This window comes from Streptomyces marokkonensis (assembly GCF_039539045.1).
In the GTDB taxonomy this organism is placed as follows: Bacteria; Actinomycetota; Actinomycetes; order Streptomycetales; family Streptomycetaceae; genus Streptomyces; species Streptomyces marokkonensis.
The window spans coordinates 1-11,507 of sequence record NZ_BAABCQ010000216.1 but is presented as its reverse complement, the minus strand read 5'-3'; the positions used below and the strand labels follow the sequence as shown (position 1 = coordinate 11,507).

General features: G+C 71.0%; 10 protein-coding genes. 2 read left to right on the top strand and 8 right to left on the bottom strand.

Translation table 11 applies throughout. The features are described from left to right. Positions 1–245: 245 nt before the first annotated feature. Positions 246–1,289, bottom strand: a complete 1,044-nt coding sequence (locus ABEA26_RS32650; RefSeq protein WP_345597242.1) for a P1 family peptidase — start codon at positions 1,287–1,289, stop codon at positions 246–248. Between the two features lie 129 nt (positions 1,290–1,418). Here ABEA26_RS32650 and ABEA26_RS32645 point away from each other — a divergent pair, with 129 nt between their 5' ends. After that, positions 1,419–1,595, top strand: a complete 177-nt coding sequence (locus tag ABEA26_RS32645; RefSeq protein WP_345597241.1) for a hypothetical protein — start codon at positions 1,419–1,421, stop codon at positions 1,593–1,595. A 43-nt stretch (positions 1,596–1,638) separates the two neighbouring features. Here ABEA26_RS32645 and mscL read toward each other — a convergent pair whose 3' ends face one another. The 6 genes from mscL to ABEA26_RS32615 form a co-directional block, all read right to left on the bottom strand. Continuing rightward, positions 1,639–2,109, bottom strand: a complete 471-nt coding sequence (gene mscL / locus ABEA26_RS32640; protein ID WP_279562601.1) for a large conductance mechanosensitive channel protein MscL — start codon at positions 2,107–2,109, stop codon at positions 1,639–1,641. 141 nt (positions 2,110–2,250) lie between these two features. Then, on the bottom strand, positions 2,251–2,733 hold the full coding sequence (locus ABEA26_RS32635) for a hypothetical protein (RefSeq protein WP_345597245.1): 483 nt from the start codon (positions 2,731–2,733) through the stop codon (positions 2,251–2,253). Positions 2,734–2,946: 213 nt separating this feature from the next. Then, positions 2,947–3,789 carry an S-methyl-5'-thioadenosine phosphorylase gene (locus tag ABEA26_RS32630; protein ID WP_345597244.1) on the bottom strand — a complete coding sequence of 281 codons (843 nt, stop codon included), beginning with the start codon at positions 3,787–3,789 and terminating at the stop codon, positions 2,947–2,949. Positions 3,790–3,882: 93 nt separating this feature from the next. Beyond that, on the bottom strand, positions 3,883–4,239 hold the full coding sequence (locus ABEA26_RS32625; protein WP_345597240.1) for an FmdB family zinc ribbon protein: 357 nt from the start codon (positions 4,237–4,239) through the stop codon (positions 3,883–3,885). A gap of 68 nt (positions 4,240–4,307) precedes the next feature. Next, complete coding sequence (locus tag ABEA26_RS32620; RefSeq protein ID WP_425587935.1) at positions 4,308–5,624, bottom strand: MFS transporter; 1,317 nt, start codon at positions 5,622–5,624, stop codon at positions 4,308–4,310. 295 nt (positions 5,625–5,919) lie between these two features. Continuing rightward, the gene (locus ABEA26_RS32615) at positions 5,920–7,482 is read right to left on the bottom strand and encodes a potassium/proton antiporter (RefSeq protein WP_345597239.1); all 1,563 of its coding nucleotides are present in this window, start codon (positions 7,480–7,482) and stop codon (positions 5,920–5,922) included. A 316-nt stretch (positions 7,483–7,798) separates the two neighbouring features. On the opposite strand from ABEA26_RS32615, the gene ABEA26_RS32610 reads away from it, so the two are divergent. Then, on the top strand, positions 7,799–10,621 hold the full coding sequence (locus ABEA26_RS32610) for a penicillin acylase family protein (RefSeq protein WP_345597238.1): 2,823 nt from the start codon (positions 7,799–7,801) through the stop codon (positions 10,619–10,621). A 93-nt stretch (positions 10,622–10,714) separates the two neighbouring features. Here the strand turns inward: ABEA26_RS32610 and ABEA26_RS32605 are convergent, their stop codons facing one another. Beyond that, entirely contained in the window at positions 10,715–11,332 is a 618-nt protein-coding gene (locus ABEA26_RS32605; RefSeq protein ID WP_345597237.1) for a 5-formyltetrahydrofolate cyclo-ligase, read from the bottom strand. Between the last annotated feature and the right edge of the window lie 175 nt (positions 11,333–11,507).

The window sequence follows — 11,507 nt, the reverse complement described above, 5'->3', positions numbered from 1 at the left end:
CGGCCGGGCCGCGCGAGGAGTTCTCGCACGGTCCGACGAACCATCAAAAGACCCTGCTCAGTACGGTGTTGGACCGTGCTTCCGGCAACCCACTGGTGCCACGCCATGTTGCAGCCGTTGAGTCGAGGCAGTGTGTCCGGGACGGCCGTGTCCGGGACGGCCGTGTTCGGGACGGCCGTGTTCGGGACAGTCACGTTGTCGTCCTGCCGGCCTCGGTGCCGGCCGGTGATGTCGCTCGGGTCCGGTCAGCCGGCCCTGGGCGGCCTTCCGTAGAGCTCCTCGTACGACGGCCATGCCCCGCCCGGTCCGTCCACCGGCCCGGCGGCCCGGACGGCCCGCACGATCGCGCGCGTCACCATGTCCGCGCCTGCCGCCAGCACCTCGTTCAGCGCGAGCGGCTGCTCGGCGTCGAGCGGACGCTCTCCGGTCGCCAGGGTGAACACCGCGTCCCCGTCGCTGAGCAGGTGCACCGGCCGTACGGCACGCGCGATGCCGTCGTGTGCCGTGCCGGCCAGCTTCTGCGCCTGGGCCTTGGAGAGGTCCGCGTCGGTGGCGACCACGGCGAGCGTGGTGTTCAGCGGGGGCGGGGTGTTCCGTGCCGCGACCTCGGCGAGTCGCCGCCCCGCCGCCTCGTGGACGCCCGGCGCCGGGTACTCCACACGTCCGCCCCGGAACAACTCCCCGTACAGCACCCCCGTTTCCGGATCCGTCACCGATCCCGCCGCGTTCGCCACCACGAGCGCCGCCACCGTGATTCCGGAGTCCAGCACGGTGCTCGCGGTGCCCATCCCGCCCTTCAGCGTGCCGACCACGGCTCCCGTGCCCGCCCCGACACATCCCTCGGCCACTCTTGAGCCCGGCGTACTGGCGTGGGCCGCCTCGGCCGCCGCCCGCCCGGCGGCCGCGTCCGGCCTGGCCCGGAAGTCGCCCCCGCGCCCCAGGTCGAAGACACAGGCCGCGGGTACCACCGGCACCACGTGCGCGGGATCCGGGCCGACGCGCACCCCGCGCCCCCGTTCTTCCAGCCAGGCCATCACTCCGGACGCCGCGTCGAGCCCGTACGCGCTGCCGCCGGTCAGCACCACCGCCTGGACCTTCTGCACCAGGTTGCGCGGATCGAGCGCGTCCGTCTCCTTGGTGCCGGGGCCGCCGCCGCGCACGTCCACGGCGGCGACCGCCCCCTCCTCCGGCGCCAGTACCACCGTCGTACCCGTCAGCCACCCGTCGCCGGTGCGCGTCGCATGCCCCACCAGCACACCGGCGACGTCCGTCAATGCGTCAACTGTCATAGCCCCAGTCTCGTCCAGACGACGCCGGCGCCTACGGAGCCGTGCGGCGGCATCGGCCGACGGGAGCCGCAGGGCCCCGCTGCCGCACGTAAGGGCACCTCCCGGCGGGACGGGCCGTACCCTGGAGCCATGAGCACCGCCCCCGACCCCGAGCCCCGCGCACCCCGGCCGGCGCTGGTCTTCGACGACCCGCTGGATCAGCAGACCTCGGACGACACCGACCGCGGATGGGGCGACCGGCCCGCGGGCGACAGCGCCGCCGACCTGAAGCGCTTCCTCGACGAAAAGCCGCCCCACCACCTGTGAGCCGCGCGGGCATCCGCCGCCCAGCCGTCGCGGTTGCTGCTGCCTACGGGCGGTCGTGGCCCGAGCCGCGCTGCGCCACCAGCGCGTCGCGGATCTCCTTGAGCACCTCCAGCTCGGAGACCTCGACGATCTCCTGCGTGCTCTCCTTCGCCTTGCGACGGGCCTCCTGCCGGGCCAGGTACTTCGCCATGGGCAGGACCATGAGGAAGTAGACGACGGCCGCGGTGATCAGGAACGTGAGGGTGGCACCCAGCACCGAGCCCCAGAGGATCCGCACGCCCGTCGCGCTGTCGCCGGTCCCGGTGCACGGGCCTTTGAGGCAGGAGCTGTAGCTGTCCAGGCTCTGGGTGCCGAACGCTCCGATCAGGGGGTTGATGACCCCCTTCACCACCGAGTTGACGATGTTGGTGAAAGCGGCGCCGATGACCACCGCCACCGCCAGGTCGATGACGTTCCCACGCATCAGGAAGGCCTTGAAACCCTGCCAGACGCTCGGCTCGTTCTTCTCGCTCACCTCGGGGGCTCTCCTCATGTGCGCAGGTCGCGGGAGACGAGGTCTCGCACGGACCGGGTGTGGAACAAAACGCTCCGCAACCTACGTCAGCGCTGGGCCGTCCTGTCCAATCAGGTCCCTCCGACGAATGACTTGACGGGCTCAGCACAGCGTCACCGCCAGCCGGGACGCGGCTCCCGCGCCGATCAGCCGGTGTGCGGTGGCACGCGGCACCGAGACCACCACCAGCGCCCCGTCCGCCGTCGTCCCGTCCACGGGCTCCGGCAGCTCCGTCACCCGCACCCCGCGCGCGATCACGGAGGTGTCACCCGCGCCGCCGTCCCCGGCGGCCACGACGTCGACCCGGTCGCCCGGCCCGAGCAGCCGCACCGTGCCCGCGTCGGCGATCCGTACCGGCGCCGACACGAGTTGCTGCCCGCCGTGCCGCTTGCGTACCGGCTCGGTCAGCGGATGCCCGCGGGCCCGCTGGGCGTCCTGTCCGCCGGTCCCCGGGTGCGGGCCCGCCGCCACCAGCGCCGCGGCGGTGACGGCGAGCCCGACGGCCACGGCACGCCGCCGGTGGCTTACGAGCCGGTGCAGCCGGTGACGCCCGCCGCGCACCCGGACCGGGTCGAAGTGCGGCACCTCGCAGGTGGGTGGCGCGTCGGTGCCGGGCGGCAGCGGAGAGGCAACGGCGGAACGGGACACGGTGACCACCACCTGTGACGAGGAGACGAGGGATCGGCTTGCGCTCTCACGATGAGGCCTCTCGCCGCAGCCCGCCGGAGCCCGTGCGTCACCGACCGGTTGTGGAGAACCCCGCCACCCGAAGGTGTCGCTCCGGCCCGCTTCCCGCTCCTACGGCAATGCGATCCCCGGATCCATCCCGCCCAGCGCCGCCCCGCACGGGCAGTCGCGCCCCCCGTCCGCCGGCAGGGCGGCCACCGCGTCGAACAGGACGCCCCGCAGTCGGTCCACGTTCGCCGCGAACACCCGCAGGACCTCCTCGTGCGAGACTCCCTCGCCGCTCTCCGCACCGGCATCGAGATCGGTGACGAGGGTCAGCGACGTGTAGCAGAGCTCCAGTTCCCGCGCGAGCGCCGCCTCGGGGTGGCCGGTCATGCCCACCACCGACCAGCCCTGCGCCCGGTGCCACAAGGACTCCGCGCGGGTTCCGAAGCGGGGTCCCTCGACCACGACCAGGGCGCCGCCGTCCACCGGCTCCCAGTCCCGGTCACGCGCGGCCTTCAGCGCGGCGGCCCGCCCGGTGGGGCAGTACGGGTCGGCCAGCGACACGTGCACCACGTTGGGCACCGTGCCGTCGGGCATGGGCAACCCGTCGAAGTACGTCGACGGCCGGGACCTCGTACGGTCGACGAACTGGTCCGGCACCAGCAGCGTGCCCGGCCCGTACTCGGGGCGCAGACCGCCGACCGCGCACGGGCCGAGGACCTGGCGCACGCCGACCGAGCGCAGCGCCCACAGGTTGGCCCGGTAGTTGATCCGGTGCGGCGGCAGATGGTGGCCACGTCCGTGCCGGGGGAGGAAGGCCACTCGTCGGCCGGCGACCTCACCGAGGAAGAGGGAGTCGCTGGGCGGCCCGTACGGGGTGTCCACCTCGACCTCGGTCACGTCGTCGAGGAACGAGTAGAAGCCGGAGCCGCCGATCACGCCGATCCCGGCAGTCACCTTGTTCGCCATGTTCGCCATGCCCGCACCCTAGCCAGCCGGCCGGCCGCCCCGGAAACGCCGAGGACCCCGTCGTCGGGCGACGACGGGGTCTCGTAAAAAGCCTTACGCGGCAGTGGTGCTTGAGGAGGAGCTGCCGGAGCTCGACGACGAGGACGACGAACCCGAGGACGACGAACCCGAGGACGACGAACCCGAGGACGACGAACCCGAGGACGACGAACCCGAGTCCGAGGACGACGACGAAGAGGACGACGACTTCGCGGGCGTGCTGCTCGACGAGCTGCCGCGGCTGTCGTTGCGGTAGAAGCCGGAGCCCTTGAAGACGATGCCGACCGCCGAGAACACCTTCTTCAGGCGGCCCTGGCAGTTCGGGCACTCGGTCAGGGCGTCGTCGGTGAACTTCTGCACCGCCTCGAGGCCCTCGCCGCACTCGGTGCACTGGTACTGGTACGTCGGCACTTGTCTTCCTCCTGGCACTCTCACTCGATGAGTGCTAACGACGGTCCATAGTGACTTATTCCGCGGGATCAGTCCACTGCGGCGTGCTCCCGGTGACCGACGCCACGTGCCACCGTACGTCCCTGGGGGTGGGTCGCCAGCCGCGAACGCAGTGTCACCAGGACCGCCAGCGCGAGCACCGTGCCGCCCATCGGCACCAGGAACCCGGCGCCGTCCCAGAGCCGGTCCTCCAGCTGTCCGGAGACGGTCACGGCCGCCGCCTGGCCGAGCGCCACGGCGCCGGTCAGCCAGGTGAAGGCCTCGGTGCGGGCGCCGGCCGGGACCAGGCTCTCGACCAGCGTGTAGCCGGTGACGAGGGCGGGCGCGATGCACATGCCGACGAGCAGGCCGAGACCGGCCAGTACCACTACCGAGTGCGCGGCCCACAGGCCGGACGCGGTCAGCGCGAGGGCGGCGTACCCGACCAGGAGGCGCCGCTGCGGGGCGACCTTCCAGGCGATGGCGCCGCAGGCCAGGCCGGAGAGCATGTTGCCCGCGGCGAAGACGCCGTACAGGACGCCGTTCAGCCCGGGCTCGCCGATCGACTCGGTGAACGCGGCCAGCGAGACCTGCATGCCGCCGAAGACGGAACCGATGCCCAGGAAGACCACGACCAGGACGCGCACCCCGGGGATGCGCAATGCCGAAACGCGCTCCGCGCGCGCGTGGTCGCCGTCGGCACGGCCGACCACCGGCTGGGTGCTCTTCTGCGCGGCGAACAGCAGACCGCCCACCAGAGTGAGCGCCGCCTCCGTGACCAGGCCCGCGGCCGGGTCCACGGCCGTGCACAGGGCGGTCGCCACCAGCGGGCCGAGGACGAAGGTCAGCTCGTCCGTGACGGACTCGAAGGCGGCCGCCGTGCTCTGCAGCGGGGAGTTCTTGAGCTTCACGCCCCATCGGGCCCGCACCATGGGCCCGACCTGGGGCACCGAGGCGCCGGTGGGCACGGCCGCCACGAACAGCACCCACAGGGGTGCGTCCGCGAGCGCGAGGGCGGTCAGGGTCAGACCGGACGCCGCGTGGACGAGTACGCCGGGAAGCAGGACGGCGCGCTGCCCGTAGCGGTCGGCGAGCCGGCCGCTGTAGGGGGCGAACACGGCCATGGCGACGCCGGTGACGGCCGCGACGGCGCCGGCGACGCCGTAGGAGCCGGAGGTGTGCTGTACGAGCAGCACGATGGACAGCGTCAACATGGCGAACGGCTGGCGTGCCGCGAAGCCGGGGAGCAGGAACGTCCAGGCGCCGCGGGTGCGCAGCAGCTGCCCGTATCCCGGGCGGGCGGAGCCGGGCGCGGTGTGCCGCTCCCTCTCCGGCGACTTCTTCGACGGGGTGACCGTGGATGCCACGGCCCGTGCCTTTCTGCCGCCTGGTAGCGCGGTCCGCCTCGCGGTTGTCACCGTGCGGGAGCGCCGAGAGCTGTCCTCTTGCGCGGACTGCGGTAGATGCCGGAGTCGGTGCCGAAGAGGGCGTTCCGGCCGCCATACGGTCGCGCCAGCTCTGCGTCAGGCAGAGTTGGTTCGATCAGGTGCCACATTCATCGTACAGGGATCAAGAGGGCTGCAACCCTGTGAAAGCGAGCACGCCTGCCGTACGCGGGCGAGCGCTGCTCTCACGCAGAGCGAGCATCCCTCCTCTGTTCACCTACGTACGGTGTCCGTTCGCGCCCTCGGTGCCCAGCCAGCCGGCCAGTTTGCCGCCGTGGCCGACCGCGCGCAGCCGCGCCTCGGCGGCGTCCCGGACGGGGTCCGTGGCGACCACGAGGAGTTCGTCCCCGCGTCGCAGCCCCGTCGTCGGCAGCGGTACGAACGACGTCTCGTCGCGGACGATCAGCGTGACGGCGGCCCCGGTCGGCAGCCGCAGCTCGCTGACCTCGACGCCGTGCATCTTCGAGCCCTCGGGGATCGTCACGGACAACAGGTGTCCGCGCAGCCGCTCCAGGGGCGCCGACTCGATGCCGAGGTCGGCGGCCTCGTCCCCCTTGCCCAGGCGCAGCTTGCGGGCCAGCCACGGCAGCGTCGGCCCCTGGATCAGGGTGTAGACGACGACCAGGACGAAGACGATGTTGAAGATCCGGCGGCTGCCCGTGACGCCCTCCACCATGGGGATCGTCGCCAGGATGATGGGCACCGCGCCGCGCAGTCCGGCCCAGGACATCAGGGCCTGCTCCTGCCACGGCACCCGGAAGGGCACCAGGCACAGCACGACGCTCAGCGGGCGCGCCACCATGGTGAGCACCAGACCGATGACCAGGGCGGGCAGGATGTCGTCGCCCAGTTCGTGCGGGGTGACCAGCAGGCCGAGCAGCACGAACATGCCGATCTGGGCGAGCCAGCCGAGCCCGTCGGCGAACCCGCGGGTGGCGGGCCAGTGCGGCAGCCGGGCGTTGCCCATGACCATCGCCGCGAGGTAGACGGCGAGGAAGCCGCTGCCGTGGGCCATGGCTCCGGCCGCGTAGGCCGCGACGGCGATCGACATGACGGCGATGGGGTAGAGGCCGGAGGCGGGCAGCGCCACGTGCCTCAGTCCCAGCGACCCCAGCCAGCCGACCGCGAGTCCGATGGCCGCGCCGATGGCCAGCTCCAGGGCGATCTCGCCCAGCAGCACGTACCAGTGCTCGATCGGTCCGGCCGTGGAGAAGGCGACCACGAGGATGACCACCGGGGCGTCGTTGAAGCCCGACTCGGCCTCGAGGATGCCCGTTATGCGTGAGGGCAGCGGGATCCTGCGCAGGACCGAGAAGACGGCCGCCGCGTCCGTGGAGGACACCACCGCGCCGACGATCAGCGCCTGCCGCCACTCCAGTCCGGTCAGGTAGTGCGCGCCCGCCGCGGTCACGCCGACGCTCACCGCGACTCCGGCCAGGGCCAGTGCGGAGGCGGCCGGCAGGGCCGGTTTCGCCTCCTTCCACTTCGTGCCGAGACCGCCTTCGGCCAGGATCACGACCAGGGCCGCGTAGCCGATGACCTGGACCAGTTCGGCGTTGTCGAACTGGATGTCGCCGATGCCGTCCTGGCCCATGGCGACGCCGATGGCCAGGTAGACGAGCAGACTGGGGAGTCCGCTGCGCGAGGAGATCCGGACCGCCGCCACGGCGATGAGCAGGACGAGCGAGCAGACGAGCAGGAGCTGGTTGAGGTGGTGGACAGTCAGCGGCCGTTTCCCTTCCCTGGAGCACAGCACGGATCCCGGCACGGACTCCGGCATGGATCCTGGCACGGAACACGGCACGGAACTCGGCACGGGCCGCGTCGCGGACGAACGCGCCCGCACGGTACGCGCCGGCGCGCTCCGCGTACTCCCATGGCACACGAGACCGCAGTGCTCTGCGGACAACTACTTCGTTACCTTACCTAACTCTTGACGCTTTCTTGACGCGCACCTTGGCATGATCGAACGCCTGTGCCTGCCCGTACCCGACTCCGCGTCAAGGGGGAGTGGGCCCTGCGCCTACAGTTGCTCCAGCGTTCAGTACAAAGCACAGCCCGCCCCTGCCGCTCGTGTTAGGACAGCAAGGACAGCGATGCCCCCCACCAACACCGCCTCTACGGGTCAGCAGCCCGGCAAGTCCGGCAGGAAGAAGGGGCGCAAACTGCGCCTTCTCGTCCTCGTGCTGGTCCTGGCCATCATCGGCGGCCTCGCCTACGGGGCGTACTGGTCCATCAGCACCGTCCGCGCGTCCTTTCCGCAGACAAAGGGATCGATCACGCTGGACGGCCTGTCGGGGCCGGTCGACGTCAAACGCGACGGTTACGGCATCCCGCAGATCTACGCCTCCACCGACGAGGACCTGTTCATGGCGCAGGGCTATGTCCAGGCGCAGGACCGGTTCTACGAGATGGACGTACGCCGTCACATGACCTCCGGCCGTCTGTCGGAGATGTTCGGCAAGGGCCAGGTCGAGAACGACGAGTTCCTGCGCACCATGGGCTGGCACCGGGTGGCGAAGAAGGAGTACGACGAGAAGCTGTCGGACTCCACGAAGAAGTACCTCCAGGCCTATGCCAAGGGAGTCAACGCCTACCTGAAGGGCAAGGACGGCAAGGACATCTCCTTGGAGTACGCCGCCCTCGGGTTCACCAACGACTACGAGCCCCAGGAGTGGACCCCGGTCGACTCGGTCGCGTGGCTGAAGGCGATGGCCTGGGACCTGCGCGGCAACATGCAGGACGAGATCGACCGCGCCCTGATGACCAGCCGCCTCGGCCCCAAGCAGATCGCCGACCTGTACCCGGCGTATCCGTACGGCCGGAACAAGGCGATCGTCCAGGAGGGCCAGTACGACGAGCTCACCGAAACGTTCGACGGCGGCGGCACGTCCGGCGGCGACGAGGACTCCTCGTCCGGATCCGGCACGGGTACGGGGACCGGCACGGGCACGGGCACAGGCACGGGCACAGGCACGGGCACGGGCACGGGCACGGGCACGGGCACTGGTACGGGCAACGCTCTGCAGGGTCAACTGGGGACCCTCCAGGAGGTCCTGGACGACCTGCCCACCGCCGTCGGCGTGAACGGCAACGGCATCGGCTCCAACTCCTGGGTCGTCTCCGGCGAGCACACCATCACCGGCAAGCCGCTGCTGGCCAACGACCCGCACCTGTCGCCGTCGCTGCCGTCCGTCTGGTACCAGATGGGCCTGCACTGCCGCACCGTCTCCGAGAAGTGCCAGTACGACGTCGCCGGTTACACCTTCGCCGGCATGCCCGGCGTGATAATCGGCCACAACCAGGAGATCGCCTGGGGCCTGACCAACTCCGGCGTCGACGTCACCGACCTCTACCTGGAGAAGATCACCGGGGCGGGTTACCAGTACGACGGCAAGGTGGTCCCCTTCAAGACGCGCGAGGAGACCATCAAGGTCGCCGGCGGCGACTCCAAGAAGATCGTCGTCCGGGAGACCAACAACGGCCCCCTCCTGTCCGACCGCGACGACGAGCTGGTGAAGACCGGCAAGAAGGCCACCGTCGACACCGCCGCCCCCGACCGCGGCGACGGCTACGGCGTCGCGCTGCGCTGGACCGCGCTGGAGGCGGGCTCCACCATGGACGCCGTCTTCGCGATCGACCGGGCGAAGAACTGGGACGAGTTCCGCGAGGCCGCCGCGCTCTTCGAGGTACCCTCGCAGAACCTGGTCTACGCCGACAGCGAGCACATCGGCTACACGCTGCCCGGCAGGATCCCGGTGCGCGCCGAGGGCCACGACGGCTCCCTCCCGGCTCCGGGCTGGAGCTCCGAGTACCGCTGGAGCGGCGAGTACATCGACCCGGACGAGCTGCCGTACGAGTACGACCCGGAGCGCGGGTACATCGTGACCGCCAACCAGGCCGTCATCGACGAGGACGACTACCCGTACACGCTGACCACGGACTGGGGCTACGGCGCCCGCAGCCAACGGATCACCTCCCTGATCGAGCAGAAGATCAAGGACGGCGGGAAGATCTCCACCGACGACATGCGCCAGATGCAGCTGGACAACAGCAGCGAGATGGCCAAGCTGCTCGTGCCCCAGCTGCTGAAGATCGACATCGCGGACAAGGACGTCCGCGAGGCGCAGAAGCTGCTGGAGGGATGGGACTACACCCAGGACGCCGACTCGGCGGCCGCCGCGTACTTCAACGCGGTCTGGCGCAACATCCTCAAGCTCGCCTTCGGCAACAAGCTGCCCAAGGAACTGCGGGTCGAGGGCCAGTGCCTGTGGGTAGACCCGGTCAACACCACCGGCCCCGCGGACGAGACGAACAAGGTCCGCGAGTGCGGTCAGCGGGACGCCGCCCAGGCGCAGCCCGACGGCGGCGACCGCTGGTTCGAGGTGGTCCGCACCCTGCTGGACGACCCCAAGAGCGAATGGTGGAAGACCCCCGCTTCCGGCACCCGCAAGGGCGCCGACAACCGCGACGACCTGTTCAAGCGGGCCATGACCGACGCCCGCTGGGAGCTGACCGCCAAGCTCGGTAAGGACATCGACACTTGGAACTGGGGCCGGCTGCACCGCCTGTTCCTGAAGAACCAGACCCTGGGCACCGAGGGCCCCGGCTTCCTGAAGTACGCCCTCAACCGAGGCCCGTGGAAGCTCAGCGGCGGCGAGGCGGCGGTCAACGCCGCCGGCTGGAACGCGGCCGGCGGCTACGGGGTGATCTGGGTGCCGTCCATGCGGATGGTGGTCAACCTCGGCGACCTCGACAAGTCGCGGTGGATCAACCTCACCGGTGCCTCCGGACACGCCTACAGCGCCCACTACACCGACCAGACGGACAAGTGGGCCGACGGAGAGCTGCTGCCCTGGGCCTTCTCGAAGAAGGCGGTCGACGAGAGCACGAGCGACACGCTGGTGCTGAAGCCGTAGCCGTAGCCGTAGCCGTAGCCGTGGCCGAGTCGACAGTTGACGGCTGACGGCCGACCGGAAGTGGCCCCCACGCGCGCGTGGGGGCCACTTCCGTCATGCGAACCTGCGCACTCCCGAAGGCGTGACCACCGCGTCCACCGGCCGGTCGTGCGGTTCCGCAGGGACGTGCGCGACGACCTCGGAGCCGTACAGCAGCACCAGCAGGGCGGGACGCGCTCCCGCCCGCTCCAGGCGCGCGAGGACCCGGTCGTACGATCCGCCGCCGCGCCCCAGTCGTATGCCGCGCCCGTCGACGGCCAGGCCCGGCAGCAGCACCACGTCGGTGTCCGTCACCGCGTCCGGCCCCAGGCGCTCACCGGTGGGCTCCGACAGGGTCATCCGCCCGCCACCGTGCCGCACGTGTGCCAGGGAGCCCTCTCCGGCGTACTCGCCCCAGTCCAGGTCGTTGTCCGGCAGCAGCGCCGGCAGCAGGACACGCACCCCCCGCGCGCGCAGCGCGTCCAGTAGCGCGAGGGTGCCGGGTTCGGCGCCCATGGAGACGTATGCCGCCACGGCGTGCGCCCGCGCGACCTCCGGCATCGCGAGCGCCCGTTCGGCCAGCGCGTCCGCGGCTTTCCGCAGGTCGTCCGCCGCCAAGCGGTTCCTCTCCGCGAGGATCTCCCGCCGCAACGTCCGCTTGTCGGGCCCGGTCGCAGGTCCGATGTGACTCAATGATCCCTCCCGTACCGCTCTAGTGCGCTCATATGAGCATCGATGATCCGGGATCACAGGTTCTCCCCATTGGTACCGGATATGGTGGCGCGCATGACTCAGTCCCACCCCAGGATCCGCAAGGCTGTCATCCCCGCGGCCGGGCTTGGTACCCGGTTCCTGCCGGCCACCAAAG

What these genes read in the sequence shown, in the direction of transcription:
- ABEA26_RS32650 (WP_345597242.1), bottom strand. Translation starts at nt 1,289, where the DNA reads ATGACAGTTGACGCATTGACGGACGTCGCCGGTGTGCTGGTGGGGCAT.
- ABEA26_RS32645 (WP_345597241.1), top strand. Translation starts at nt 1,419, where the DNA reads ATGAGCACCGCCCCCGACCCCGAGCCCCGCGCACCCCGGCCGGCGCTG.
- ABEA26_RS32630 (WP_345597244.1), bottom strand. Translation starts at nt 3,789, where the DNA reads ATGGCGAACAAGGTGACTGCCGGGATCGGCGTGATCGGCGGCTCCGGC.
- ABEA26_RS32615 (WP_345597239.1), bottom strand. Translation starts at nt 7,482, where the DNA reads ATGCCGGAGTCCGTGCCGGGATCCGTGCTGTGCTCCAGGGAAGGGAAA.
- ABEA26_RS32610 (WP_345597238.1), top strand. Translation starts at nt 7,799, where the DNA reads ATGCCCCCCACCAACACCGCCTCTACGGGTCAGCAGCCCGGCAAGTCC.